Raw genomic sequence first — 26607 nt, forward strand, 5'->3', positions numbered from 1 at the left:
CGCGGCCGATGTGCAGTAAAGCTAAACTTTCTTAGAACCCCTAAGAGAGGCTTAATATGCCCTTCCAGTTCGAGCACCTGCGCACCCTCACGGCCCTGGTGGACGAGGGCACCTTCGAGGCGGCCGCCCGGGCCCTGCACGTGACCCCCTCGGCGGTGTCGCAGCGCGTCCGGGCCATGGAGCAGGCCGTCGGCAAGGTGCTGGTCCGGCGCACCACACCGGTCGCCACCACCCCGGCCGGGGACGTGGTCCTGCGCCACGCCCGCCAGGTCCTGGCACTCGACGAGGACGCTCTGGGAGAGCTCGGCGCGGACGAGGGGGACCGCCTGCTGCCCGTCGCCGTCAACGCCGACAGCCTCTCCACCTGGTTCCTGGAGGCGCTGGCCGTCGTGACCGAGGAGCTCGGGGTGGCGTTCGAGGTCCACCGCGAGGACGAGGAGCACACCACGTCCCTGCTGCGCTCGGGGACGGTCATGGCCGCGGTCACCTCCACCCCCGAGGCCGTCCAGGGCTGCACCGTGGAGGGGCTGGGCACCCTGCGCTACCTGGTGGTGTGCACGCCGGAGTTCCACGACCGCCACCTGGGCGGCCGCCGCGACCCCGGACTCCTGGCGAACTCGCCCATGGTCACCTTCGACCGGCGCGACGACCTCCAGGACCGCTTCCTGCGCGAGGCCCTGGGCCTGGCCCCGAGCGGGCCGCGCCACTACATCCCCGCCTCACAGGACTTCGCCCGCGCCGTCCACCTGGGCATGGGCTGGGGCGCCGTGCCCGAGGGGCAGTGCCGGGACGCCCTGGCGGCCGGGGAGCTGGTCCACCTGGCCCCCGACCACCCCGTCGAGGTCCGCCTCTACTGGCAGCGCTGGAACCTGCGCTCCCCCGCCCTGGACCGGCTCACCGAGGTGGTCCGCCGCCACGCCGCCGCCGGCCTGCACCCGCTGTGACCCGGCCGGGCCGCCTCACCCGGACCGGAGCCGGTCGCGCAGGGTGCGCGCCACCCGTGCCATCAGCGCCTCCGCGCCCGGCTGGTGCACCGCCGGGACCCGGGACTCCGTCAGGGCCGCCACCGCGAACACCGCGCCGTCGGCGTGCTCCACCACGCCCACCTCGTGGCGCAGGTTCAGCAGGCTCCCCGTCTTGGACGACCACGTCGTGGCGTCCGACACGAAGTCCGGGGTCAGGCGGTGCCGCAGCACGTTGTGCGCCATCAGCCCCCGCACCCGCGCCGCCACCTCCGGGTGGATCTTCGACGGGGTCCACAGCGCCTGGAGCAGGTCGGTGAAGGCCCGCGCGGACCCCGTGCTCGCGCGCGCCACGTCCAGCTGCGGGATCCGGTGCCCCCGCCCCGCCGTACCCGCCTCGATGGCCAGGCTGTGCGCCAGGTGGCCCTCGTCGGGGTTCAGTCGGTCGACCGGCGTGTGGTGCAGCTCCTCCATCGTGTGCCGGACCGTGATGCCCGCGATCCCCGCCGCCCGCAGCGAGGCCGCCACCCGCTCCGGCGGGGTGAGCGCCAGCAGGGCGTCCGCGGCCGCACCGTCGCTCAGGCACGTGCTCAGGTAGACCAGGTCCTCCACCGCCACCCGGGCCGGGTGGCGGAACCGGGAGATGCCGATCGGCCCGAAGGTCTCCACCCTCCCCGGGTCCACGGGGACCTGCTCCGCCCCGTCCAGCTCCCCGGTCTGCACCCGCTCCAGCACGGCGATCGCCAGCGGCACCTTCACCAGCGACGCGGACGGGAACTCCTCCTCGGGCTCGATCCCGATCTCCTCCCCCGTCCGCAGGTCCCGCACCAGGAAGGAGCCCCGCAGTCCCCCCTCCTCCAGCTCACGGCGCAGCCCGCGCAGCAGGGCGGTGGTGGTGGCGACGGTCACGGGGTCCTCCCGGGGTCGGGGACGGCGGCGGGCTCGGGGGCGGCGGGGTCGGGGACGGCGTCCAGGCAGTGGGCCAGGGCCGCGGCCAGCGGAGCCCGCAGCCGCTCCGTCTCCTCCTGCCCCTGGGCCACCAGATCGTAGCCGCGTTCCACCACCGGCTCGCCCAGCGCGCACCAGTACAGCCCCAGCGCCTCCGCCTGTCCCGCCGGGCACAGCAGCAGGTCTCCGCGGACCAGGACCTCCGTCGCCGCGTCCGCCAGGGACGACGCGACCAGCACCTGTCCGGGCCCCAGTCCCAGGGCGTCGCGCGAGCGCGACAGCGGATCGCGCACGTGCGGCACGTCGTCCTCCGGCTGGATCCACAGCCGGCGGCCGCCGCCGGGGCGCTCCCCGCGCCCCACCCGCAGCGTCCCCAGGTACAGGGTCCGGACCTCGAACGCCGTCGCCGAGCCGACCCCCAGCGGCACCCGCCACGCCGCGTCCACCGGCGGCACCGCCACCACCGCCGCCCGCACCTCGCGGTCGCGCAGCGCCGCCGCGCGCACCGCGGGCGGCCCCGGCCGGAAGTCCAGCCGCAGCCCCGCGTCGCGTCCCGCGGCGCCCAGCGCCGCCAGGTCCCGTGTCGCGCACGTCTCCGGCACCGCCAGCCGCAGGGGGCTGTGCCGGGCCCGTTCGGCGTCGTACTCCAGCTCCTCCGCCAACCGCACCAGGCGCCGCGCCGCGGGCAGCACCTCCCGCCCGAACGGCGTCAGCACGGCCCTGCGCGTGGACCGGTCGAACAGCTGGCCGCCCAGATGGCGTTCCAGGGCCGCCACCCGGCGGCTGGCCACCGGCTGCGGAATGCGCGCGGCGGCCGCGCCCGGCGTGAAACCGCCCCGATCGCTCACGTACACGAAGGCCCGACAAGCACCCACCAGATCCATGAGCCGAGATTATGCCGGAAACGCATGGAAACGGCGATTGCCGTCTTGGACGGCATGAGGTCTCGGGGGACAGACTGCTGGCGAGGCCGCACCGGCCCGGCGTTCCCCGGACCCGGCACGCTCATCCGCAGACGAAAGGCACCACCGATGCTCACCCGCACCACCCGTCTCAACGGACTGCGACCGGCCGCCGCCACCCTGGCGCTGCTGGCCCTCACCGCCTGCGGCACCTCCGAGGCCGAGCCCCAGAGCGCGTCGGCCGCGCCCTCGGAGTCGCCCTCGGCCGACCCCGGGTTCGCGGCCCTGGAGGCCGAGTACGGGGCCCGCCTCGGCGTCTACGCCGTCGACACCGGCACCGGCGAGGAGGTCGCCTACCGCGCGGACGAGCGGTTCGCGTACGCCTCCACCTTCAAGGCCCTGGCCGCGGGGGCGCTGCTCGCCGAGCACACCCTGGAGGAGATGGAGGAGGTGGTCACCTACACCGAGGACGACCTGGTGGAGTACTCCCCCGTCACCGAGCAGCACGTCGACACCGGGATGACCCGCATGGAGATCATCGACGCCGCGGTGCGCTTCAGCGACAACACCGCCGGCAACCTGATCCTGGAGGGGCTCGGCGGCGTGGAGGGCTTCAAGGAGGACCTGCGCGCGATCGGCGACGATGTCACCGAGCCCGCCCGCTACGAGACCGAGCTCAACGAGGCCACCCCGGGCGACGTCCGCGACACCAGCACCCCGCGGGCGATGGCCGACAGCCTGGAGGCGTACACGCTGGGCGACGCCCTGTCCGAGGAGAAGCAGGACGTCCTCATCGACCTGCTGGTCCGCAACACCACGGGCGACGACACCATCCGCGCGGGCGTGCCCGAGGGCTGGACCGTCGGCGACAAGACCGGTTCGGCCGGCTACGGCGGCCGCAACGACATCGCGGTCGTGTGGCCGGAGGAGGGCGCCGACCCGATCGTCATCTCCGTCTTCACCGCGCAGGACGCCCAGGACGCGGAGCCGATCAACGAGCTCGTCGCCGACGCCACCGAGATCGTGGTCGACGAACTCGGCTGACTCCCCCCCCCGGGGGGCGCGGCGCGGCCGGCGGCCGCCCGCGCCCCCACACGGACACCCTCCGAACACGAATGGATCCTTTGAGCAATGACCCGTTCCGTGCGACACCTGGCCCCGGCCGCCCTGCTGACCCTGCTCCCGCTGGCCGGCTGCGGGGGCGCCGGCCCCGAACCCTCGGCGGCGCCGTCCCCGTCGCCGTCAGCGCCCGCCTCCGCCGTCTCCGCCGCGCCCGTCGACGTCTCGGCGGAGCTGACCGCCCTGGAGGAGGAGTTCGACGCCCGCCTGGGGGTGTACGCGGTCGACACCGGCACCGGGGCGGAGATCGCCCACCGCGCCGATGAGCGGTTCGCGTACGCCTCCACCCACAAGGCCCTGTCCGCGGGGGCGCTCCTGGAGCGCAACACCCTGGAGGAGATGGAGCGGGTCGTCACCTACACCGAGGACGACCTGGTGGGGTGGACGCCCATCACCGAGCAGCACGTGGACACGGGGATGACGCTCCTGGAGGTCGTCGACGCCGCGGTCCGCTACAGCGACAACACCGCCGCCAACCTGGCGCTTGAGGAGCTGGGCGGCCCGCAGGGGTTCGAGGACGCGCTGCGCGGGATCGGCGACGAGGTGATCGAGGCCGAGCGCTGGGAGCCGGACCTGAGCGAGTACACCCCGGGCGACGTCCGCGACACCAGCACCCCGCGGGCGATGGCCACCAGCCTGCGGGCGTACACGCTGGGCGACGTCCTGCCCGAGGACCGCCGCGAGGTGCTGGTGGACATGCTGCTGCGCAACACCACGGGCGACGCGACCATCCGCGCGGGCGTGCCCGAGGGCTGGACCGTCGGCGACAAGACCGGCGCCGCCAGCCACGGCACCCGCAACGACATCGGCCTGCTGTGGCCCCGGGAGGGCGACGAGCCCATCGTGGTGGCCGTCATGTCCAGCCGCGAGGAGGAGGACGCCGAACGCCGCGACGAGCTCATCGCGGCCGCCGCCGGGGTCGTCGCCGACGCCCTCCGCTGAGCGGCCGCCCCCGCGCGGGGCGCCGTCCCCCGCCGGCGCCCCGCGCCCCCGTGCGGACCGCCCGCCCTCCCGGGCGGGCGGGGGTCAGGGGGTGGTCTGCGGGGGCGGTCCCAGCCTGCGGACCACCACCCCGAGGACCTGGTGCTCGGGGCAGGGCCCGTGGTGCCGGGAGTCGATGCTGCCGGTGTTGTCGCCGAGCAGGGCGAGGTGTCCGGCGGGGACCGGGCCGTCGATGCCGACGGCCGCGGGGTAGTCCTCCCCCGCCCTGGCGGCGACGCGTTTGATGTACCAGCCCTGTGCGGCGACCCGGCGGCCCAGCGGTGCCGCGCCGCGCCACCCGCTCTCCGGCGAGGGCCGCCCGACGACGACCACCGTCCCGCGTTCCAGGCCGCGCCGACCGCGCCGCACCAGGACCCGGTCGCCCGCGGCGAGGGCGGGCGCCATGCTCTGGCCGTCCACGGTGACGACCACGTAGGCCCCGCGCAGGTACACCGCCGCCAGCACCGGGAGCAGCGCGGCCGCGGCGAGCCAGCCCGCCGCCGTCATGCGATCGCCTCCACGGCGGGACCGGAAGCGGTCCCGGGCAGGTCCCGCCCGGTGCCCCCATGGCCGCCGTCCCCATCGCCGGCGCCCTCGGGCCCGGCGTCCTCGTTCCCGGTGCCCCCGTTCCCGGCGTCCTCGCCGGGCCCGGTGTACCCCTCGGCCTGGAGGGCGAACAGCCGGGCGTACTCCCCGCCCAGGGCCATCAGCTCCGCGTGCCGCCCCTCCTCCGTGATCCGCCCGTCCTGGAGCACCACGATCCGGTCCACGCCCCGGATCGCGCCCAGGCGGTGCGACACCAGCACGGTCGTCGTCCCGTTCCGCAGCGCCCGCAGCCGGTCGTGGACCTCCCGTTCGGCCTGGGGGTCCAGGCCGGAGGTCGGCTCGTCCACGATCAGCAGGTCCCTGCCCCGGCGCATGAGCGCCCGCGCCACGGCCAGCCGCTGCCACTGCCCGCCGGAGAGGGTGACGCCCGACTCCTCGTCCGCCTCCCCCTGGTAGAACTCGCGGGAGAGCATCGTGTCGTAGCCGCTCGGCAGGTCGGCCGCGAACCCGTCCGCCCCGGCGTCGCGCGCCGCCTCGCGGATCCGCCCGGTGTCGTCGGCGTGCTCCAGGGCGCCGATCGCGATGTTCTCCCGGACGGACAGGTCGTAGGCCATGAAGTCCTGGAACACGGCGCTCATCCGCGCCCGGAGTTCCCGCGGGTCCGTCTCCCGGATGTCCTCGCCGTCCCAGAGCACGCGCCCGCGCGTCGGGTCGTACATGCGGCACAGGAGCTTGACGAGGCTGCTCTTGCCCGCGCCGTTGAGCCCGACCAGCGCCAGGGACCGCCCGGCGGGGATGGTGAGGGAGACCCCCCTGAGCACCCACGGCCCGTCGTCGGTGTAGCGGAACCACACGTCCTCCAGGCGGACGGCGGTGCGCAGCGGCCCGACGGGGCGCGGGAAGCGGGGCACGGGCAGGTCCGGAGGGGTGTCCATGACGTCGTCGTAGTGGCCCATGAGCAGGAGCGCCTGGTAGGCGCGGGAGAGGGTCTCGACCGTTCCCGTCAGGGCGCTCTGCACCCCGGCGACCGCGGCCACGAAGGCGGACACGTCCCCGATGGTGAAATCCCCCCGCACGGCCGCGCCCACCATCCACACCAGTCCCCCCGCCGGCACGAGGGCCCCGAGCAGGGCCAGCGGCGCGTGGGCGGCCACCGTCCTGCGGTCCACCCTCTCCTCCGCCCGGTTGACCTCCGCGGTCTCCCGGCCCATCCGGTCCAGGAGGAAGCCGCCGGCCCCGAACAGGCGCGCCTCCTTGATCGCCGCCGGGTTCACCATGAGGGCGCGGTAGAACACCTGGCGGCGCAGGCGGGGGCTCATCCGCCACATCATCCCGGCCCGGCTGCGGTTGAGCGAGAGCTGGACGAAGAGGGCCGGGAGCGCCGCCAGCACCGTGACCGCGGTGACCACCGGGCTGATGGTCACCAGGATGCCGAGGAGGCCCGCGATCATCAGAGCGGTGGTGACGATCCCGAAGAGGGATTCGATGATCTCCTCGGGGGCCGAGCTCGCCGACGTCTGCGCCAGGCGCAGCCGGTCCAGGAACGCCGGGTCCTCGAAGCGGCGCAGTCCGCCGAGCCCGTCCACCTTGGCGTAGAGGCGCTGCTGCACGAGCAGTCCCACCTCGCGGCGGATGCGCCCTCCCAGGTAGGTGACCAGGTGCCCGGACAGGGCGGTGGAGAGGGTGCACACGCCCAGGAGCACGACCACCCTGACCGGCTCGCCCGCCAGCGCCCCGGGCACGCCGGGGGCCTGGGCGCCGAACTGGAGGGTGTCCAGCAGCCACTTCGTGAGGAGGGTGACGGCCGCGGGCAGCAGCCCGGCCGCGACGTTCAGCAGCCCGTAGGCCGTCAGAGTGGCCGGGGCCGCCCGCCAGGCGATCTCCAGGGAGCGCCGGGTCCGGGCGAACACGGCGCGCGGCCCCGGGCCCTGCGGGCGGGCGCGGTCGGCCCCGGAGCCGCCCATCACACCCCCACGAGCGCGGCCCGCAGGTCCTCGACCGCCACCGCGGAGCGGGCGACCCGGCCGGAGGCGTCGGCGAAGACGAAGGCGGGGATGCCGGTGAGCGAGAACGCCTGCCCCGCCTCGTGGTGGATGGTCTGCATGACGACGGTCGTGTGCCCTTCGAGGACCGAGGTGTAGGCGTCGGCCTCTCCCCGGGAGTCGCCCACGAACGCGATCACCTGCTCGCGGGGCAGTCCCACCTCGCGGGCGAAGTCCACCAGCGGGCGCAGCTGCTCCTCGCACGAGCCGCAGCCGGTGTCGAAGAAGGCGTACAGGGCCATCCGGCCGCGCAGCCCCGCCGAGGTGACGGCCTCCCCCGTGGTGCTCACACCGCTGAAGTCGGGGATCTCCATCCCGGCGGGGATGTCCGCGAGGTCGGCGGGCGGGGCGGCCCCGCCGGCCCGGGGGGACCCCTCCGACTGCCGCAGGCGCCGTACGACGGCCAGGGTGAGCATCAGGTTGAACAGGGTCAGGGCGGTCAGCAGCACGACCGCCGCGATGAGGATTGCCACGGTTGTCTCCAGGTTCACGAACGGGGGGTCCGGGCGCCGGGCCGTTCCCCGGTGCCGGCGGCGAAGAGGTCGACCAGGTCGTCGAAAGAGACGGTCGCGGCCGTGACCGCGGCGGCCGCGGCGGCGGCCAGCCCGATCTCCCCCCACGAGGCGGGGGGCGCCCCGGCGGAGGCCCACGCGCAGCCCAGGCCGGCCGCCGCCGCGCAGGTCAGGGCGAGGTTGCGCCACACGTGCGGCCAGCCCAGGTCGGTGCGCGCCCTGCCGAAGCAGGAGCAGGGCACGGCGGTCCCGGCGCGGGCGGAGTACAGGGCCAGCAGCGTGAACGCCGCGAACAGTGCGGTGGCCGCGGCGAGTGCGGGCACACGGGCCCAGGTCCCGGTCAGCAGGACCAGCCCGATCGCCAGCTCGACGGCGCTGTGGGCGGCGGAGGCTGTGCGGACGGGGAGCCGGGTCAGGCGCAGGCGCTCCGCGAGGACCGCCCAGGTGGTCTCGTTGTCGCGGCCGCGGACCTTGGCGAGCCCGGAGGCGAGGAAGATCCCGGCGACGGCCAGTTGCAGGAAGAGTGCGGTGAGCGGGAGCAAGGTGTGCCTCGGGAGGGGAGTGTGCGGAGCCGGTGGCGGCCCGCTGCCGGGCCGCCACCGAGGGGGTCAGCGGCAGCAGCCGACCGGGTCCCAACGGTAGCTGCCGTCGCTGCACTGGTACTTGTAGTCGCGCGAGAGGTAGTAGCCGCTGCCGCCGCAGTACGGCAGGCGGCAGCGGTAGGTGGTGTAGCTGCACTCGAACTGGTCGGCCTTGGCCGTGGCCTTGGGCGCCAGCCCCTCCAGGAGGCGGTCGCCGATGCGCGCGAGAGAGGCCTTCATGGTTTCTCCTGAGTCTCGGGGGCGTGTCGTGGTTCACACTCCGGCCGGAGCGAGAGCAACTGTAGGCCCGGGGCCGCGCCGGACGGCCGGGGCGGGAGTCCGGTTGAGCAAAATTTGAGCTTCGCCGGAAATCACCGGGGAGAACCCCGCGGGAGAGAAAAGGAGGAGGCCCCTTTTTTTCGGGTACAGAAAGGGGCCGACCCTATATTAGGGACTCCCGGATTCCCCCTCGACGGCGGAGGCGACCATTTGAGCTTTATTTGAGGACGGACGCCGCCGCGGCGCGGGGCGTCCCGCCCCGGGCGGAGCGGAGCCCCGGGACCCCGGCCTTCGGACTCCGCATATCCGCAGGTTGGAAAGGTGTGAACGGCACGGTCGGACCGCCGGGACCACCGGCCCCCTCTGCGGTCGGCGCCGCGGCAGGGGCCTCGCGCCTCCCCCGCGCCACCCCCGGCCTCGGGGCGACGAGCAGGGAAAAGCCCCCCGCATCGGCTTTCCCCGGGAAAGGGAAATCGGCCTTGTTTTTTCTCCGGCCCTCTGCTTGCATGACCGTGCCCCGGAGGTCGGCCTCCCGGGATTTCACCGCTTCATTTCCGTTTTCGCGACGGACCGAGGAGAGGACCCCCCGTGAAGAGCATGCTCAAGAAGGTCGGTGCGGTGGCGGCGGCCGGCGCGCTCGCCGTGACCCTGATGCCCGCGCCCGCGTGGGCCTACGTGTACGGCTACCCGGTCACCACGGCCCCGGTGCGCACCGAGCCGTACGCGAGCGCGCACGCCGTCGACACCGTCGCGCCCGGCGAGTACGTGCTCCTGGAGTGCTCCCTGATCAACAAGCACGGGAACCACTGGTACCGCACCCGCGGGGGCAAGTTCTACACCTACGCGGGCCACTACCCCTCGTACAACCTGCCCAACTGCTGACCCGCCCGGCGGGAGGGCACGCGGCCGCGCCGTGCCCCGGACGGCGATCCGTCCGGGGCGCGGCGCGGTCGTGCGGGGGCCGGCTACTCGTCGTCGTCGGCCTCGTGGTGGTCGAGGTTGGAGGTCCCCCGGCGCCAGTACCCGTCCACCTCGCAGGTGACGTTGCGGACGAACCCGCGCTCCTTGAGCAGGCGGCGGATCGGCTTGAGGGTGGTCGCCTCCCCGGCCGCGTACACCATCCCGTCGCCCTCGGGCAGTTCCAGCGCCCGGAACGCCTCCAACAGCAGGTCGGTGGTACCGGCCTCGGCGTCGCCCCGGTGCAGCCAGGTGATCCGCGCCCCCTCGGGAGCGTCGAGCTTCTGCTCCTCGGCGGCGTCCACCACCTCGAAGAACGCGAACACCCGGGCGTCGGCGGGCAGCTCCTCCACGTAGCGGGCGGCGGCGGGCAGCGCCGTCTCGTCCACCAGCAGCACGTGGTAGTCGAACCCACCGGTGATCCACGCCGTGCCGCGCGGGCCCAGCACGCCTAGTCTGTCGCCGGGCCGGGCGGCCTGCGCCCAGCGGCCGGCGGGGCCGTGGTCGTGGGAGACGAAGTCGACGGTCAGGCGCTCGCCGTCCAGGGCCCGTACGGTGTAGTCGCGGAAGACCACGCCCGGGGCGCGGAAGTTGAGGCAGCGGTCGTCCTCGACCACCGGCAGGACGTGTTCCCCGTCCTCGTTGGGGAACCACAGCTTGACGTGGTCGGCGAAGTTGTCGCTGCGCATCCCCTCCAGGTCGGGGCCGGACAGGTGGACGCGGATCATGCGCGGGGTGATGCGCTCGACCTCGGCGACCTCCAGCACGCGCGGCCTCAGCGGGTACATCTCGAGGCGGCGCTCGTGGGTCGGGGTGGTCATTCCATGCTCCTTAGAGCTCATCTCATTTGGTTTCTCGGTAGCCTGCTCCTGTGTCGATGGTGGAACGGCTGGTGCCGGACGAGCTGTGGGAACTGTTCCAACGGGTGGTGCCCGAGGCGCCCACCCGCCCCCAGGGCGGTGGGCGGCGCAGACACGGTGACCGGCAGGTGCTGGCCGCGATCATCTTCGTGGCCACCAGCGGCTGTACCTGGGCTCAGCTCCCGCCGGTGTTCGGCCCCTCCGGGCCCACCGCGCATCGGCGCTTCACCGAGTGGACCCGGGCCCGGGTGTGGGCCAAGCTCCACCGCCTGGTCCTGGACGAGCTCGGCTCCCAAGGCGAGCTGGACTGGTCGCGGTGCGCGATCGACTCGGTGAACATGCGGGCCCTCAAAGGGGGGACCTGACGGGTCCGAATCCTGTCGACCGAGGCAAGAAGGGGTCGAAGATCCACCTGATCACCGACCGGCAGGGTTTGCCCCTGTCCATGGCTATCTCGGGGGCCAACACCCACGACAGCCAGGCGCTGCAGCCCCTGGTGGAAGGGATCGCTCCGATCCGCTCCCGTCGCGGACCCCGGCGGCGCAGACCGGGCAAGCTGCACGGCGACAAGGGCTACGACTACGCCCACCTGCGCCGCTGGCTCCGGCGCCGGGGGATCGTGCACCGTCTGGCCCGCCGGGGTGTGGAGTCCTCGCAGCGGTTGGGCAGACACCGGTGGCAGGTGGAACGCACCATGGCCTGGCTGGCCGGATGCCGCCGACTTCACCGCCGCTACGAGCGCAAGGCCGACCACTTCCTGGCCTTCGCCGGCATCGCCTGCACGCTGATCTGCTACCGCCGACTCACCAAATGAGATGAGCTCTTAGCGGTCGGGGCTCCGTTACGGGACGGAGGGGTCTTCGGGCCGGGCGGTGAGCACCCGGCCGGTGCGCAGGCCGGCGAAGGCCAGGGCGATCAGCGCGGTCGAGGCGAGGGTCAGGGCGCCGCCCGCCGGCCCCCGCGGCCCCGGACGGGGCCACCCCGAGCCGGGGCCCGTGCGGCGGGGACCGGGGGGAGGGGCTCGGCGGCGGCCTGCGCGCCGCCGCGCGGGCGGGTCGTCCGGGGTGTCACCGCCGTCGCTTCCTGAGTGTCGGGATGGGGGCCGGGGCGGGCCGCGGGGCGGACAGGCCGTCCCCTTTCGACCGACCTGTACGGATAAGGCCAGCCTAGCCTAACCGCCCAGAGCGCCCCGGGGCCGCTCCCCCGCGGAACGGCGGCCCCCGCCGCGGGGAGCGCGGTGCGGGCGGGGCCGCCGCCGTCCTCCCCGGTCCTCCGGGAGGTGCGGGAGGGGACCCGCGACCCCGGAATCGGGCGTCCGGAACCGTGCCCTAGCCTGGGACCGATCCCGGTACGAACATGGACGGGATCACCCGTGTCCACACCATCGTGACCAAAGGGAATCCGTGAACATCGCAGCCCTGGTGAACGCGATCGCCTTCCGCGTGATCGCCGTTGTCGAGGCCCTGACCTGGGTCGGCCTATTGGCGGGCATGTACGTCAAATACCTCGGGAGCGGAAACGAACAGGGCGTGGCGCTCTTCGGCATGCTGCACGGGATCGCCTTCATCCTCTACGTGGTGGCCTGCCTGGTCTCGGCCGTCCACCTGCGCTGGGGCGTGTGGCCCACCCTGCTGGCGCTGGCCGCCTCCGTCCCGCCCCTGTTCACGCTGATCGCCGACTGGTGGCTGCACCGCAGCGGCCGGCTGCCCAGGATCTTCGGCGGCGCCCGCACCCCCGAGCCCGTGGGCTGAGACCTGGCGGTGCGGCGGGCGCGGTCCTTTCCCGGGAAAGGACCGCGCCCTTCCCTTTCCCCGGGCACCGGAGGGCCGGCGGGGAATGGCGCCCCGAACGGTCCGGAAAGCGCGGGGAACGCCGATGGTAAAGCCCTTCGCGATACACCCGGAAGCGCCGTCGTGTCACCTCCGCACGGGCCGGGAGCGCTGACCGGAACCGGTCAGAAAAGGTACCGGGTCACCCTTTGACCATCTTTCACGGCCGTGTTGCAGTGGTGCGTGTTCCACTTCCGCAGTGGAACGGACACGAACCGTGAGATAGCGAGGGAACCCCCCATGTCATACCCCCACGGACCCGGTCGGCGCGCCGTCCTGCGCGGCGCCGCGCTGACCACCGGCGCCGCTGTCCTCGGCGGTGCCGCCCTGCTGGGCCCCGCCTCCCCCGCCGCGGCCGCGCCCTCGGTGCACGGCCGCGCGGCCTGGGGCGCGCGGCCCCCGTCGAGCCCGGTCCAGGTGCTGGCCTCCCCGCCGCTGTACATCGTGGTGCACCACACCGCGACCGCCAACAGCACCGACCACTCGCTGGCCCACGCCTACTCCCTGTCCCGGGCGATCCAGAACCACCACATGGACACGAACGGCTGGGCGGACACGGGACAGCAGCTCACCATCAGCCGCGGCGGGCACGTGATGGAGGGCCGCGACCGCACCCTGCCCGCGATCGCCGCGGGGCAGCACGTGGTGGGCGCGCACGTCGCCGGCAACAACAGCACGTGCGTCGGCATCGAGAACGAGGGCACCTACACCTCGGTCGCGCCGACCGCTCCGCTGCGGGACTCCCTGGTGGAGACGCTGGCGTGGCTGTGCGCGGCCTACGGGCTGAACCCGCGGAGCGCGATCCTGGGGCACCGCGACTTCAACGCGACCGCCTGCCCCGGCGACGTGCTGTACGCGATGCTGCCGGAGCTGCGCGACGCGGTGGCGGGACTGCTCGCCGCCCGGGGCGTGGAGGCGGCCGCCGACCGCCCGGTCCCGGCGGACCTGCGGCCCTCGTACCCGCCGGTGCCGGACGAGCCCTGGCGGGAGTTCGACCACGGGCCCGCGCACGGCCCGGACGACATCACCCGCTGACCGCGGGGACGGTTCCCCGTTCACCGTCCCCTCCACCCGCGCCCGTGTGCGCCGCCAGGCGCGCGCGGGCGCGTTCCACGTCCCACCGCTCGATCCCGGCCAGCGGCGCCCCTGCGCTCGCGCGCAGGGCGGCGGCCCGGTCGAGCAGGTCCGCGGCCGCGGCGTGCTCCCCGGCCAGGGAGCGCGCCCCGGCCTCGCCCTCCAGGGCGAGCGCCAGGGCCCGGGGGTCCCCGCTGCGCCGGGCGTGCTCGTGGCCGCGGGCGTGCAGTTCCAGGGCGCGGGCGGGTTCGCCGCGCTGCTCCGCGATGTAGCCGAGCTGGGTGTGCAGGAACGCCGCGCCGATGTGCCCGTCGGTGCGCCGGTTCCATTCCAGCCACCGGGTCAGGGACGCCTCGGCGCGGTCCAGGTCGCCCCGGCGGCGCGCGGTGAGGGCGATGCCCGCGTCGGCGTACTGGGCCGCGACCGTGTCGTGCTGTTCCTCGGCCAGCCGCAGGGCGCGTTCGTGCAGGGTGTCGGCCCGGTCGAGGTCGCCGGTGAGCAGGGCCGTGCGCCCCAGTCCGGAGGCGTGCCGGGACACGTCCCGCCACAGCCGCAGGTCCTCGGCGATCCGCAGGCCCTCGGCGTGCAGCCGGGCGGTCTCGTCCAGGTCGCCCAGCGCCTCGGCGGTCTGGGCCAGGACGTCGAAGGCCTGGAGCAGGCCCCAGGGGTCCCCCAGGTCGCGCAGGTCGGCCTCGGCGGCGCGGCCGTCGGCCAGGGCCGCGGCCAGGTCCCCCCGCCCGAACGCCGCCAGCGCCAGCAGGACCCGCGCCAGCGCGGCGCTCCAGCGGTCCCCGGCGGCCAGGGCCGCCGCGTGCGCCGCCCGGACCCGGGCCGCGGCCGCTGCCGGGTCCCCCAGTCCCGACCGGGTGAACGCGGCGAACCAGGCCAGCCGGGCCCGGACCGCGGGGTCGGCGACCCCGTCCAGGCGGGCGTCCGCGTCGTCGTGCCACCACTCGTCGTCGGAGGCGGGCCTGGCCAGCGCCGCCCGCAGCACCGTCGCCCGCGCCCGCGTCTCCCCCTCCCCGGCGGTCCCGGCGGCGCCGTCGGCGGGGGACGGCAGGGCCAGGGCAGTGTCGAGGGCGGTACGGGCCAGGGCGGTGCGGCCGCGCAGGTAGCGGTACCAGGTGAGGGCGACCGCCAGGCGCAGGGCGGTGGCGGCGTCGCCGTCCCGGACGGCGAAGTCGGCGGCGGCGCGCAGGTTGGCCTCCTCCCGGTCCAGCAGGGCGAGCGCCTCCGCCTGGCCCGGGCCGCGCAGGCGGGCGTCGGCCCCCTCGGCCAGGCCGGCGTAGTACGCGGCGTGCCGGGCCCGGGCCCGGTGCTCCCCGCCCGCCGCGGCCAGGTGCTCCAGGGAGTACACCGCCACCGACTCCAGCAGCCGGTAGCGCGTCCCCTCCTGGCGGGTGGACGCCACGACCAGCGACCGGTCCACCAGGGCGCCGACCAGGTCCAGGGAGCCCTCGCCGACCTCCTCGGCGGCGGCCGGGTCGCAGCCGTCGGCGAACACCGCGAGCCGGGACAGCAGGGCGCGCTCGGGGCCGGTGAGCTGGTCCCAGCTCCAGTCGATGGCGGCGCGCAGAGTGCGCTGGCGGGCGGGCGCGTCCCGGCGGCCCCCGCCCAGCAGGGCGAACCGGTCGTCGAGGCGGGCGGCCAGCTCGACGGCCCCCAGGTGGCGCAGCCGGGTGGCGGCCAGCTCCAGGGCCAGGGGGATGCCGTCCAGGCGGCGGCAGATCGCGGCGACGGCGGCGACGGTGCCCGGGTCGGTGCCGGGCCGGGCGCCCGCGGCGTCGGCGCGGGCCAGGAAGAGGCGGGCCGCCGGGGAGGCGGCCAGCGCGGCCGGGGTGTCGTCGGCCGGGGTGTCCAGGGGCGCCAGCGGGTACAGGTACTCGCCCGCCACGGCCAGGGGGACCTGGGAGGTCGCCAGGATCCGCAGGTCGGGCAGGGCCGCCAGCAGGACGGAGGCCAGGTCGGCGACCTCGTCCACGACGTGCTCGCAGTTGTCCACGACCAGCAGGGCGCGGCGGCCGCGCAGCCGCGCGGCGATCCGGCCGGTGAGGTCGCCCTCCCCGTCTCGCACGCCCAGGGCGGTGGCCAGCGCGGCGCACGGGTCCCGGTCCAGGGCGGCCAGGTCCAGCGGCAGGGCCGGGTCGGCGGTGCCGCGGGCCGCCGCCAGGGCCAGGCTGGTCTTGCCCACCCCGCCGGGCCCGGTGACGGTGACCAGGCGGTGGCGTTCCAGCAGGCCGCGCACGGCCGCCACCTCGGTGTCGCGCCCGACCAGCTCGGCCGCGGGGGCGGGCAGGTTCCCGGCGGGCGGCGCGGGCGCCCGCTTCAGCGCCGGGTCCTGGAGCAGGACCGCCCGGTGCAGCGCGGTCAGCTCCGGCCCGGGGTCCGCCCCCAGGTCGTCGGCCAGGCGGGTGCGCAGCTCCTCGAAGCGGGTGAGCGCCTCGCCCTGGCGTCCGGCGGCGTACAGGGCGCGCAGGAGGGCGGCGTGCAGCCGCTCCCGGTAGGGGTGCTCGCGGGCCGGGCCCGCCAGGTCGTCGGCCAGCCCGGCGTGCTCGCCCAGCTCCAGGCGGGCCTCGGCGAGGTCCTCCAGCGCCGTCAGCCGCCGCTCCTCCAGGCGGGCGGCGTCCTCCCGGACCCCGTCCAGTTCGGCGAACCCGGCGGCGGCCGGGCCCCGCCACAGGTCCAGGGCACGGGAGAGCAGGTCGGCGCGCTCGCGCGGGGCGGCCCCGCGGGCCCGGTCCAGCAGGTCCTCGAACCGGTCCAGGTCCAGGTCGGCGCCCTCCAGCAGGTAGCCGGGCGGCCGGTGGCGCACCAGGGCCCGTCCGCCGGGTTCGCCGCGTTCCAGGGCCCCGCGCAGCTGGGAGACGCGGGCCTGGAGCACCGCCGCGGGCCGGGCCGGCGGGCGCTCGCCCCACAGGTCGGCGACCAGCCGGTCGGCGGACACCACCCGGCCCCGGGCCAGCGCCAGGAGCACCAGCAGGGCGCGGACCCGGGTGTCGGGGACCGCGACGGGGCTCCCGTCCCCCGCCCGGACCTCCAGCGGACCCAACACCCCCACGCGCATGCGTCAACCGTAGCGTTCCCGTAGGGCACCCGTGGCGGCCGCGGGCACCGTGGTCCCATCGAGGGCGGCGACCGGCCGCCCCACGAGCGAACGGGGACGACATGGGCGTCTACGAGGGCCGCCGGGCCGTGGTCATCGGCGGTACGCACGGCATGGGTCTGGGCGTGGTCGAGGAGCTGCTGGCCGGCGGGGCCCGGGTGCTGCTCACCGGCAACAACGAGAAGAACCTGGAGGAGGTGCGCGGCAGGTTCGGCCCGGCCGTGCACGCGGTGCGGGCGAACGCCGCCGACCTCGCCGACACCGACGCCCTGGCCGAGAGCGTGCGCGAACACCTGGGGGGCATCGACTTCCTGCACGTCAACGTCGGTGTCTCCGGGCTCGGTCCGGTGGCCGAGACCACCGAGGAGTCCTACGACTGGATGTTCTCGATCAACGCCAAGGGCCCGTTCTTCACCGTGCAGCGGCTGCTGCCGCTGCTGGCCGACGGCGGGTCGATCGTGTTCACGACCTCGGTGACCAACCTGACGGGTACCGCGGGCATGGGCGTGTACAGCGGGACCAAGGCCGCGGTGAGGGCGTTCTCCCGGGTGCTCGCCTCGGAGCTGCTGCCGCGCGGGATCCGGGTGAACACGGTCGCGCCGGGCTTCATCCACACCCCCTCGGGAGGGTTCACCAACGCCACCGAGGCCGAGAAGGCGGAGATGGGGCGGATCGGCGACGAGGCCACCCCGATGAAGCGGCACGGCACGATCGCCGAGGTGGCGCGGGCCGTCCTGTTCCTCGGCTTCGAGGCGACCTTCACCACCGGCGTGGAGCTGCCGGTGGACGGCGGCCTGGGGCAGAGCCTGCACTGACCGGGTGGCGGTGGCCGGATACGGCCACCGCCGCCCCGGCGTCCCCCTTATCGCGCCCCGGCCCCGGGGTGAGGCTCACTCCAGGAGGAGTTCGCCCACGGTCTCGCCCCCCACCACCCGGCCCGTTTCACGGAAGCCCAGCCGGAGGTAGAACTCCTCGGGCGAGCCCTCCCCCGGGACCCAGGAGACGGTGACCCGCTTGTGCCCGCGGCGGCGGGCCTCGTCCAGGACGGCCTGCACGGCGAAGCGGCCGTAGCCCCTGCCCTGCTCGTCCCCGGCGACGTTGAGCCGCCAGATGCCGCAGCGGCGGTCGGGGTCCTCCCTGTCGGGGTCGAAACCGGCCATGACGAAGGCGACGGGCCGGTCCCCGTCCAGGATCAGCCGGGGCCAGGCGGTCGCGCGGGAGGCGTAGGCCTCGGCGAGGGAGAGGACGACGGGGGCGACGAAGGCGTCCTGGTCCGCGCGGACCCGGATCCCGGTCGCGGCGCGGACGTTGTCGGGGGTGATCTCCACGGCGCGGAGAGAGGGGGTGCTCATGGGCGACCACTCTAGATCGTTGATGGGGAAATGTGTCCTGGTCAGTGGTCGTAGGCGATCAACGACCGCTTGACCGGGGCACCCACCAGCCAGTTGTGCCAGATCGCGGCGTTGAGCGCGCAGATGCGCTGGCACACCCGCGCCCACAGCCCCTCACTGGTGCGAGCCTGGTGGCGCTCCAGGCCGAGCTGGTTCTTCAACGTCCAGATGACGGCCTCGATCCTCTGACGCAACCAGCCCGGGAACCGGCCCTCGACGGATTCGCCCTTGAGCGCCGGACGCACCAGGGCAAACCCCAACCCGGCGGCCGCCGTCTCGATACCGACCCCGGCGAAGCCCTTGTCGCACACGATCACCGCTCGACCCCGGAGCGCACGGTCGGACGTGCAGCAGGTGCAGTGCCTGTTTGCGTTCGTCCAACTCCTTGGGGTGGGCCAGGGAGAACGCGCACACCGACCCCTCCGCGGTAGTGATGAGCACGAGCTTGGCACCCCAGTAGAAGGCGTGGTGGGACACGTCCCGCCCGTACCCGGCCACCTCGCCCGGGCCGGAGCGGTCCACCGTCACGCGAGAGGCCCCGCACCGCACCGGGGTGCCGTCCATCAACCGCAGGTTCTCCCACCAGGTCGGGACGGAGCGGGCCAGCCACATCGCGGCCTTGAGCAGGACCGGGGCCGCATCGCGCAGGTGGCGGTTGTACTCGGACTGGCCGGGCAGGCGGGGGAACAGGTGCCCGATCCGGGCCGGTGCCGCCCGCATCCAGTGGCGTTCGGAGTCACACCTGAGCAGGACCTGGGCCAGGGCGACACAGACGAGTTCGGCGTCGGTGAGCTTTCGGGGGCGGCCCGGGCCGCGGCGCTGGTTCGCCGAAGGGAGCACATGGTCGTCGAGATGGACGTAGAGTGCTGTCAGAAGGGCGTCAAGGTCATTGGTCACACTCTGATCCTCGACGCCCTTCGCCATGCGCGCAGCGGGTTCAGGGATTTCCCATCAACGATCTAGGGCGTGTTCGGCGGATCATTCCGCGTCGCCTGTGCTCGGACGGCCGGCCCCGGTCCGGCCCCACCGGGCGCCGCACGAATGCACCCGCTGAACACGCCCCGGGCCCGCCCCCGGCCCCCGCGGCACGGGCCCTCCTCCCGTGCGGGAGAATACGGGCATGCGTGTGGGGGTGCTGGGACCGGTCCGCGCGGACGGGCGGGCCGTGGGCGGGGCACGGGCACGGGCCCTGCTGGCCCGGCTCGCCCTGGAGGCGGGGCGGCCGCTGACCCACGGCGCCCTCATCGGCGCCCTGTGGACCGCGGCGCCCGAGCACCCCGAGGCGGCCCTGCACTCGTCGGTGTCCCGGCTGCGCCGCGCCCTGCCCGACCCCTCGGTCCTGCGCTCGGTCCCCGCCGGGTACCTGCTGGACGTGCCGGCCGACGCCGTGGACGCCCTTCTCTTCGAGCGCCTGGTCCGCGAGGGCCGGGAGGAGCTGCGCCGGGGGCGGCCCGCCGCCGCGGCCGGGAGGCTGGACCGCGCCCTGGGCCTGTGGCGCGGGGAGCCCCTGGCCGACGCGGGTGATCCGCCCTACGCGGCCGCCGTCGCGCAGCGGTGGACGGGGCTGCGGCTGGACGCCCGCGAGGACCGGGCCGGGGCGGCGCTGGCGCTGCCCGGCGCGGACCCGGCCGCGCTCGCCGCCGAACTGGAGGAGCTGGCCGCGGCCCGCCCCCTGCGGGAGGGGCCCCTGGCGCTGCTCATCGAGGTGCTCGCCGACGACGGGCGGACCCCCGAGGCCCTGGCCGCCTACGAGGCGCACCGGGCCCGGCTGGCGGAGGAGCTGGGCGTGGACCCCGGCCCCCGTGTCCGGCGGGCGCACCTGAGGGCGCTGCGCGGCGAACCGGCACGGAGCGTCCCGGGGGAGCCGCCCGCACCGCTGACCTCGTTCGTCGGCCGGGAGGCGGACCTGGCCCGGCTGCGGGAACGGCTGGCCGGGCACCGGCTCGTCACCCTCACCGGGCCCGGCGGGGTCGGCAAGTCGCGGCTCGCGGCCGAGGCCGCCCGGACCGCCTCGGGGGTGCGGGTGCGGACCGTGTCCCTGACCCCGGTGGCCGCCGGGCAGGACGTCCCCCACGCCGCCGTCCGCGCCCTGGGGCTGCGCCCGTCCCGCTCCCCCGTCGAGACCCTGGCCGACGCGCTGGGCACGACCGAAACGCTGCTGGTGCTGGACGGGTGCGAGCACGTGGTCGACGCGGCCGCCCGGCTGGCCGCCGACCTGGCCGCCCGCTGCCCGGGGCTGCGCATCCTGGCCACCGGCCGCGAGCCGCTCGGGGTGGCCGGGGAGGCCCGCCTCCCGGTGCCGCCGCTGGCGCCCGAGGCGGCCGGCCGGCTGTTCACCGACCGGGCGCGGGCCGCCGACCCGGACTTCTCCCCCACGGAGGAGGCCGCCGCCGTGTGGCGGGCGCTGGACGGGCTGCCGCTGGCCATCGAGCTGGCCGCCGCCCGGCTGGGGTCGATGCCCCTGGCGGACCTGGCCGCCCAGATGACCGACCGGCTGGCCGTGCTGACCGGGGGCGACCGCACCGCGCCGCCGCACCAGCGGACCCTGCGCGGGGTCATCGCCTGGAGCTGGGACCTGCTCGCCCCGGCCGAGCGGGAGGCCGCCGAGGTCCTGTCGGTGTTCGCCGCCCCCTTCACCGCGGGCGCGGCCGCCCGGCTGGGCGTGCCCGCGCCGGCGCTGTACGCCCTGGTGGACCGTTCCCTGCTGGACTCCGCCGGGGGCCGGTACCGCATGCTGGACACCGTGCGGGAGTTCGGCCGGGAGCGGCTGGCCGCCGCCGGGCGGCTGGTGGGGGCGCGGGCCGCGCACGCCGCCGCCCTGCTGGCGGTGGCCGAGGACCTCGGGGCGGGGCTGCGCGGTCCGGGGCAGCGGGAAGGGACTGCGGCGCTGGCCGCCGGCCTGGACGACCTGGTGGCCGCGCTGGCCTGGGCGTACGAAAGCGGTGACACCGGCACGGCCGAGCGGCTGGGGTCGGTGCTCGGGCTGTTCTGGCTCGTCCGGGACGAGCACGCCGCGGCCGCCCGGCTGCTGCGGCCCACCGGGCCGCGCACCTGCGCCCTGTACCTGCTGAACGTGCTGTTCGCCGGGGAGCCGGCCGCCGGGTCGGCCCCCGCTCCGGGGGACGGCTCCCCCGAGGGGGCGGTCGCGACCGCCCTGCTCGCCCTGGCCGACGGCGCGCTCATCGACGCCGGAGCGGCGCTGGCCCCGCACCTGGACGCGCCCGACCCGTGGGAGCGGGGCCTGGTGCGGCAGGTGTCGTCCTTTCTCCAGGGGGCCGCCGGGAACGCCGCGGGGGTGCGCGCGGACCTCGAACGGGCGCTGGCCGGGTTCACCGAGGCGGGCGACCCCTGGTGGACGGCCACGGCCTCGCTGTCCCTGGCCGCGGCCTGCTCGGCCGCCGGGGCGTTGGAGGAGGCGCGCGGGCACCTGGCGCGGGCCCGCGGGCTCGGGGTCGGGGAGCCGGTGTGGCGGGCGATGATGGCCGTGGACGCCGGGGACCCGGAGACCGCCCGCGCCGAGCTCCGGGAGGCGGCCGCCGGGGGCGGGTCCGCCCGGCGGGCGGCGCGCGCCCGCGTGTGCCTGGCGGACCTGGCACGCCACGAGGGGGACCTCGCGGCCGCCGGGGAGCTGCTGGACTCCTGTTCCCACCTGGCGCGGGACTCCCAGGCGCCGGACCGCATCCTGTACGCGACCGCCGCCGGGTTCCTGGAGGTGGCGCGCGGCGCGGCCGACGCCGCGGCGGCCCGGCTGGCCGAGGCGTTCGACCTGGTCGTGTCCATGGCGGATCCGCCGATGCTCGCCCATGTGGGCGTGGGTGTGGCCGACCTGCTGCTCCTGGCCGGCGCCCCGGAGCGGGCGGCCCGGGTGCTGGGGGCCGCCCGGGTGGTCCGCGGCGGGCCGGGCGACGGGCACCCCGACGTCGTCAGGGTCACCCGCGCCCTGGCCGGCCACCTCCCGCGGATCGAGGCCGGGGCCGCGCCGACCCCGGAGGCGGCGCTCGCCCTGCTGCGCCGCGAGCGGGCCGCGCTCACGCCCGGGCCGCCGCCTTCTCCTCCTTCTCGATGAACGCGTCCCGGCACCCGGCGCAGCAGAACCCGTGCAGGACGCCGTCCCGCTCCAGGGTGACCGCGCTCTCGTCGAGCACCACGTAGACCCCGCAGAGCGGATCGACCACGGCCCGGCCCTGTTCGTAGTCCTCCCGGTAGGGCTCGTTCATCAGCTCCACGATGCCGTCCGAGTCAACGGACCGGCCCAGGACGCCCAGGGAGCCCTCGGCCACGCCCACCACCTGGACCTGCACCACCGGTTCCCGGTAGGGGCGGCGCGGGTCGTCCTCGATCTCGGCCACGGCCTCGGTGACGTGCTCGACCAGGCTCTGCGCCATGGACTTGCGCCACGGCCCGGGGACGTGGGCCCGGACGACGTACCGGGGCGCCCCGTCGGCGGCGACGCCCTGGTCGACCACCCAGACCTCGGGCTCGTGCACCACCACCTGGAGCAGCGAGCCCATGACCCGCTTCCAGCCCTCCTGCATCTCCTCGCCCCGGGCCAGCCGGGTGACGTCGCCCAGGGCCTCGGCCAGCCGGCGGCGCCGGTCCCCGTCCAGGGTGCCGCGGGGCACGAACAGTTCGATGAAGATCATCGCTGGATCACCTCCACCGCGCACTCTTCCGCGGCCGCCTGCCGTCCCCCTGCCGGACGCCTGCCGCCTCCGGGGCGCCCCTCAGCGAGCGGTCCCGCCGCCCCCGGCCTGCTCCCTCTTCAGCCAGGCCAGGGCCTGTTCGCTGCCGGCCTCCAGGTCGCCGGGCAGGTCGTCGAGGAAGGTCCGGTCGCCGTGCCGGGCCAGTTCGGCGAGCACGGCCCCCGGGTCCCCCTCCTCGATGACCCGCAGCAGGCGGTGGTGGCGCAGCACGTTGCTGGCGGCGGTCTCGTTGCGGTGCGCCCGCGCGTGCCGGTTGAGCACCATGCACAGCTGCATCTGCAACTGGATCGACCGGTAGGCCTCCTCCAGGCGCCGGTGGCCCGACAGGCCGACCACGGCGGTGTGGAACTCGAACTTGGACTCCGAGAGCTCGGCCTCGTCCAGGGCGTCGGCCGCGGCCTCCATGCGGCGCAGCGCCGCGCGGCAGCGCTCCAGCCGTCCGGGGTCGGTGACGGGCACCCCCAGTTCGACGGCCATGTGCTCCAGCCGCTGGCGCAGGGTCATGATCTCGTAGACGTCGTGCAGGGTCAGGGGGGTGACCACCGCGCCGCGGTGCGGGGACTGGCGGATCAGCCCCTCGTGCTCCAGGCGGCGCAGGGCCTCGCGCAGGGGCGGCCGGCTGATGCCCAGCTGCCGGGTGAGCCGGTTCTCCACGACCCGGTCGCCGGGCAGCAGCTCCCCGGCCAGGATCATCCGCCGGATGGAGCGGGCGGCCAGGTCCACCATGCTCGGCGGCTTGACGATGCGCTGGTCGCCGGTTCCGGCGCCGGTGCCGGTCGCGGTGGACCGGTCCATGGTCCCTCCCTCGTCTCGATCGCGCGGGGCCCCGGCCGGGGCCCCGCCGTCCGGTGTCACCGCCGCCCGGAGCCGCCGCCGTCCGGGTCCCGGGGCGCCAGCGCCACCGCGACCAGTTCGACGGGGTGCCAGGCCCGCCGTTCGGTCCCGTGCCCGATCTGCTGCCGGCAGGAGACGCCGGTGGCCGCGACCACGGTGTCCTCCCCCTCCGCCTCGATCGCGGGGAAGAGCCGGTCGGACCCGACCTTCATGGACATCTCGTAGTGTTCGGCCTCGAACCCGAACGACCCGGCCATCCCGCAGCACCCGGCGTCGAGTTCGACCACCTCGGCACCGGGGATGCGGCGCAGCAGCTCCACCGTGGCGCCCGTACCCACCTCCGCCTTCTGGTGGCAGTGCCCGTGGAAGAGGATACGCCGACCGGCGGGCCAGGAGTCGGCGGACAGGGCGATCCGGCCCGCGTCCAGGGCCTCGGTGAGCAGTTCCTCCACCTGGCGCACCCGCCCGGCGACGTCGGCCACCCGGGGGTCGCCCGGCAGCATCGACTCGGCCTCGTCCTTGAGGGTGAGCACGCACGAGGGCTCGCAGCCCACGATGGGCGTGCCCGCCGCCGAGCCCTCGCTGAGGAGCCCGACGAGGCCGCCGACCTTGGCCTTGGCGTCGTCGACCAGGCCCTTGGAGAGGCTGGAGCGCCCGCAGCAGCCCCGGCTCTCCAGGCGGACCCGCCACCCGGCGTGCTCCAGGAGCTCGACGGCGGCCCGCCCGATCCCCGGTTCGGTGTAGGTGGCGAAGGAGTCCGCCAGGAACGTCAGCTCCCCCATGGGCGCCGGGCCCTCCGGGGCGCTCCGGCGCCGGAACCAGCGCACCAGGTTCCGGCGCTCGAAGGCCGGCAGGGGCCGCCGGGCGGTGATGCCGGTGGCCCGCTCCATGAGGCGGCGCAGCACCGGCCACCGGTTCGGCAGGCCGCTGAGCGGGGCGGTGGCCGACCCCAACCGGTACAGGGTGCGGACCGAGCCGAAGATGCGCGTGCGCAGCGGGACGCCGTGCACGTCGTGGTAGTGGGACTGGGTCTCGCTCTTGAGCTTGGCCATGTCCACGCCGAGCGGGCATTCGCTCTTGCACGCCTTGCACATCAGGCACAGGTCCAGGACCTCGTGCAGGCGCTCGCCGCCCAGCGCGGCGGCCGGGTCGGGTTCGGACAGGGCCTTGACCAGGGCGTTGGCCCGCCCCCGGGTGGCGTGCTCCTCGTCGCGGGTGGCGATGTAGGAGGGGCACATGGCCCCGGTGGAGGTCTTGCGGCACAGGCCGATGTTCATGCACCGGTCGGCGGCCCCGCGCATGCCGCCCACGACCTCGAAGGACAGCCGGGTCCGCAGGGGCGGGGCCGGCGGCAGGGCGGCGTCGCGCAGGTGGTCGGTCATCGGGGGCGCGTTGACGATCTTGCCGGGGTTGAGCAGGTCGTCCGGGTCGAAGATCCGCTTGACGTCCTGCATCGCCGCGTACAGGTCGGGCCCGAAGATCTTCCGGTTGAACTCGCTGCGGGCCAGGCCGTCGCCGTGTTCGCTGGAGTTCACGCCCCCGTACTCGGTGACCAGGTCGCGGACCTCCTCGGCGACGGCGCGCATCCGCTCGGCCTCGCCGGGGACGGCCAGGTCCACGAAGGGCCGGATGTGCAGGCAGCCCACGGAGCAGTGGCCGTAGAACCCCGCCTCCATCCCGTGCCGGTCCAGGATCTCCTTGAACCGGGTGGTGTACTCGACCAGGTGCACGGGGTCGACGGCGGTGTCCTCCACGAAGGCCAGCGGGCGCCGGGTGCCGCTGCCCGCCGCCATGAGCAGGCCCAGGCTGGACTTGCGCACCTTGAGCAGGGCGGACTGCTGGGCCGGGGTGACCGCCTCCAGGGTGTGGTAGCCGTGGCCGTTCGCCTTCCACGCCTTGGCGAGCCGGCGCAGCCGGTCGGCCAGCTCGGCCTCGTCGTCGCCGGTGAAGGAGACGAACAGCAGGGCGTCGGGGTCGCCCCGCAGGATGCTCCCCAGCGAGGCGTACTCGATGCGCTGCCGGGACAGGTCCAGGATGGTGCGGTCCATCAGCTCCACCGCGGCGGGGTCCAGCTCCAGGGCGTCCCCGGTGGCGGCGATCGCTTCGGGCACGCTCGTGAAGTGGCCGACGGCGATGACGGTCCGCGCGGGTCGGGGGACGAGGTCCACCAGCGCCTCGGTGACCAGCGCCAGGGTGCCCTCGGAGCCGACGACGAACCGGGCGAGGTCGAAGCCGGGGTCCCGGGCGAGCCGGTCCAGGCGGTACCCGCAGGCGCGCCGCCAGAAGTCGGGGAAGCCGGTGGCGATGGCGTCGGCGTTGTCCGCCAGGACGCGGGCCAGCCCGCGGTGGATGTCGCCCTCCAGGCCGGGGCGGGCGGCCAGGGCGGCGCGGCGCTCCGCCGTGAGCGGCCCCAGGGTGGTGCGGGAGGCGTCGGCCAGGACCACGTCCAGGGTGCGCACGTGGTCGATGGTCATGCCGTAGCGCAGGGAGCCGCTGCCCGCGGAGTTGTTGCCGATCATCCCGCCGACGGTGGCGCGGTTGCTGGTGGAGGTGTCGGGGCCGAACATCAGGCGGTGCGGGGCGGCCGCCGCGTTCAGCTCGTCCTGGACGACGCCGGGCTGGACGCGGGCCCGGCGTGCCTCGGGGTCGAGGTCGAGGATGGCACGCATGTGCCGGGACATGTCGACCACCAGACCGGCGCCCACGGTCTGGCCGGCCAGGCTCGTGCCCGCGCCGCGGGGGGTGAGGGCGACGCCCAGGCGCCCGGCCACCGAGGCCACGGCGGCCACCTCGTCGGCGTCGCGCGGGAAGACGACCCCCAGCGGGGTGATGGTGTACATGCTGGCGTCGCGGGAGAACAGGTGGCGCGAGTAGTCGTCGAACCGCGCGTCGGTCACCCCCTCCCTGCGGAGCAGGTCCGCGGCCTCCCCCGCGAGCCCGTCGGCGGCGGTCGTGTCGGTGGTGCTGGTCATGTGGCCTCCATC

Annotated in this window: 24 protein-coding genes; 10 read left to right on the forward strand and 14 right to left on the reverse strand. The window is 75.5% G+C overall.

Annotation, left to right across the window (positions count from 1 at the left end; genetic code table 11):
• Positions 1-56 precede the first annotated feature (56 nt).
• On the forward strand, positions 57-944 hold the full coding sequence (locus K1J57_RS26380; RefSeq protein WP_220561414.1) for a LysR family transcriptional regulator ArgP: 888 nt from the start codon (positions 57-59) through the stop codon (positions 942-944).
• A gap of 15 nt (positions 945-959) precedes the next feature.
• On the opposite strand, the gene K1J57_RS26385 is transcribed toward K1J57_RS26380, so the two are convergent.
• Entirely contained in the window at positions 960-1871 is a 912-nt protein-coding gene (locus K1J57_RS26385) for a serine hydrolase (protein WP_220561415.1), read from the reverse strand.
• Positions 1868-2794, reverse strand: coding sequence for a LysR family transcriptional regulator (locus tag K1J57_RS26390; protein WP_220561416.1), 927 nt, complete (start codon positions 2792-2794; stop codon positions 1868-1870). The genes K1J57_RS26385 and K1J57_RS26390 overlap by 4 nt, the downstream gene beginning before the upstream one ends.
• 147 nt (positions 2795-2941) lie before the next feature.
• Here K1J57_RS26390 and bla (K1J57_RS26395) point away from each other — a divergent pair, with 147 nt between their 5' ends.
• Positions 2942-3856 (forward strand): class A beta-lactamase, encoded by a 915-nt coding sequence (bla, locus tag K1J57_RS26395; protein WP_220561417.1) that lies wholly within the window; start codon positions 2942-2944, stop codon positions 3854-3856.
• Positions 3857-3943: 87 nt separating this feature from the next.
• Positions 3944-4873: a class A beta-lactamase gene (bla, locus tag K1J57_RS26400; RefSeq protein ID WP_220561418.1), complete on the forward strand. Its 930-nt coding sequence runs from the start codon at positions 3944-3946 to the stop codon at positions 4871-4873.
• An 84-nt stretch (positions 4874-4957) separates the two neighbouring features.
• On the opposite strand, the gene K1J57_RS26405 is transcribed toward bla (K1J57_RS26400), so the two are convergent.
• From K1J57_RS26405 to K1J57_RS26425, 5 genes are all read right to left on the reverse strand, one after another.
• Positions 4958-5419 carry a S26 family signal peptidase gene (locus tag K1J57_RS26405; protein WP_220561419.1) on the reverse strand — a complete coding sequence of 154 codons (462 nt, stop codon included), beginning with the start codon at positions 5417-5419 and terminating at the stop codon, positions 4958-4960.
• A complete protein-coding gene (locus K1J57_RS26410) occupies positions 5416-7422 on the reverse strand; it encodes an ABC transporter ATP-binding protein (RefSeq protein ID WP_220561420.1) in 2007 nt (668 codons plus the stop codon). The genes K1J57_RS26405 and K1J57_RS26410 overlap by 4 nt, the downstream gene beginning before the upstream one ends.
• Complete coding sequence (locus K1J57_RS26415; RefSeq protein WP_220561421.1) at positions 7422-7973, reverse strand: hypothetical protein; 552 nt, start codon at positions 7971-7973, stop codon at positions 7422-7424. Before K1J57_RS26415 ends, K1J57_RS26410 begins: the two co-directional genes overlap by 1 nt.
• Before the next feature lie 14 nt (positions 7974-7987).
• Entirely contained in the window at positions 7988-8554 is a 567-nt protein-coding gene (locus tag K1J57_RS26420) for a MauE/DoxX family redox-associated membrane protein (RefSeq protein ID WP_220561422.1), read from the reverse strand.
• A 66-nt stretch (positions 8555-8620) separates the two neighbouring features.
• On the reverse strand, positions 8621-8833 hold the full coding sequence (locus tag K1J57_RS26425; protein WP_220561423.1) for a hypothetical protein: 213 nt from the start codon (positions 8831-8833) through the stop codon (positions 8621-8623).
• Between the two features lie 627 nt (positions 8834-9460).
• On the opposite strand from K1J57_RS26425, the gene K1J57_RS26430 reads away from it, so the two are divergent.
• Positions 9461-9754, forward strand: a complete 294-nt coding sequence (locus K1J57_RS26430) for a hypothetical protein (protein WP_220561424.1) — start codon at positions 9461-9463, stop codon at positions 9752-9754.
• Positions 9755-9837: 83 nt separating this feature from the next.
• Here the strand turns inward: K1J57_RS26430 and K1J57_RS26435 are convergent, their stop codons facing one another.
• Positions 9838-10650, reverse strand: coding sequence for a siderophore-interacting protein (locus K1J57_RS26435; protein WP_220561425.1), 813 nt, complete (start codon positions 10648-10650; stop codon positions 9838-9840).
• Between the two features lie 56 nt (positions 10651-10706).
• Between K1J57_RS26435 and K1J57_RS26440 the strand changes: the two genes are divergently transcribed.
• From K1J57_RS26440 to K1J57_RS26450, 3 genes are all read left to right on the forward strand, one after another.
• Positions 10707-11503, forward strand: a protein-coding gene (locus tag K1J57_RS26440; RefSeq protein ID WP_255647210.1) for an IS5 family transposase whose coding sequence is annotated in 2 segments (ribosomal slippage) — positions 10707-11043 and positions 11043-11503 — 798 coding nt in all. Because the reading frame shifts where the segments join, the coding sequence is not laid out codon by codon here.
• Between the two features lie 589 nt (positions 11504-12092).
• Positions 12093-12440, forward strand: a complete 348-nt coding sequence (locus K1J57_RS26445) for a DUF3817 domain-containing protein (protein ID WP_220561426.1) — start codon at positions 12093-12095, stop codon at positions 12438-12440.
• Positions 12441-12758: 318 nt separating this feature from the next.
• Complete coding sequence (locus K1J57_RS26450) at positions 12759-13553, forward strand: peptidoglycan recognition family protein (RefSeq protein WP_220561427.1); 795 nt, start codon at positions 12759-12761, stop codon at positions 13551-13553.
• Here K1J57_RS26450 and K1J57_RS26455 read toward each other — a convergent pair.
• Positions 13543-16656, reverse strand: a complete 3114-nt coding sequence (locus tag K1J57_RS26455; protein ID WP_220561428.1) for a BTAD domain-containing putative transcriptional regulator — start codon at positions 16654-16656, stop codon at positions 13543-13545. The two genes, K1J57_RS26450 and K1J57_RS26455, sit on opposite strands and share 11 nt — an antisense overlap.
• A gap of 101 nt (positions 16657-16757) precedes the next feature.
• Between K1J57_RS26455 and K1J57_RS26460 the strand changes: the two genes are divergently transcribed.
• Entirely contained in the window at positions 16758-17510 is a 753-nt protein-coding gene (locus K1J57_RS26460) for an SDR family oxidoreductase (protein ID WP_220561429.1), read from the forward strand.
• Positions 17511-17585: 75 nt separating this feature from the next.
• Here the strand turns inward: K1J57_RS26460 and K1J57_RS26465 are convergent, their stop codons facing one another.
• Positions 17586-18047 (reverse strand): GNAT family N-acetyltransferase, encoded by a 462-nt coding sequence (locus K1J57_RS26465; RefSeq protein WP_220561430.1) that lies wholly within the window; start codon positions 18045-18047, stop codon positions 17586-17588.
• A 41-nt stretch (positions 18048-18088) separates the two neighbouring features.
• The gene (locus K1J57_RS33730; RefSeq protein WP_255646618.1) at positions 18089-18403 is read right to left on the reverse strand and encodes a hypothetical protein; all 315 of its coding nucleotides are present in this window, start codon (positions 18401-18403) and stop codon (positions 18089-18091) included.
• Positions 18404-18734: 331 nt separating this feature from the next.
• On the opposite strand from K1J57_RS33730, the gene K1J57_RS33735 reads away from it, so the two are divergent.
• Positions 18735-19049 (forward strand): hypothetical protein, encoded by a 315-nt coding sequence (locus K1J57_RS33735; RefSeq protein ID WP_255646619.1) that lies wholly within the window; start codon positions 18735-18737, stop codon positions 19047-19049.
• Between the two features lie 157 nt (positions 19050-19206).
• Complete coding sequence (locus K1J57_RS26475; RefSeq protein WP_220561431.1) at positions 19207-22152, forward strand: BTAD domain-containing putative transcriptional regulator; 2946 nt, start codon at positions 19207-19209, stop codon at positions 22150-22152.
• Here the strand turns inward: K1J57_RS26475 and K1J57_RS26480 are convergent.
• From K1J57_RS26480 to K1J57_RS26490, 3 genes are all read right to left on the reverse strand, one after another.
• Positions 22115-22729, reverse strand: coding sequence for a YHS domain protein (locus K1J57_RS26480; RefSeq protein ID WP_220561432.1), 615 nt, complete (start codon positions 22727-22729; stop codon positions 22115-22117). The two genes, K1J57_RS26475 and K1J57_RS26480, sit on opposite strands and share 38 nt — an antisense overlap.
• A gap of 81 nt (positions 22730-22810) precedes the next feature.
• Positions 22811-23584, reverse strand: coding sequence for a GntR family transcriptional regulator (locus K1J57_RS26485; protein ID WP_220561433.1), 774 nt, complete (start codon positions 23582-23584; stop codon positions 22811-22813).
• Between the two features lie 56 nt (positions 23585-23640).
• Complete coding sequence (locus K1J57_RS26490) at positions 23641-26595, reverse strand: FAD-binding and (Fe-S)-binding domain-containing protein (RefSeq protein ID WP_220561434.1); 2955 nt, start codon at positions 26593-26595, stop codon at positions 23641-23643.
• Positions 26596-26607: the final 12 nt, after the last annotated feature.

Source organism: Nocardiopsis sp. MT53 (assembly GCF_019598965.1).
Classification (GTDB): Bacteria; Actinomycetota; Actinomycetes; order Streptosporangiales; family Streptosporangiaceae; genus Nocardiopsis; species Nocardiopsis changdeensis.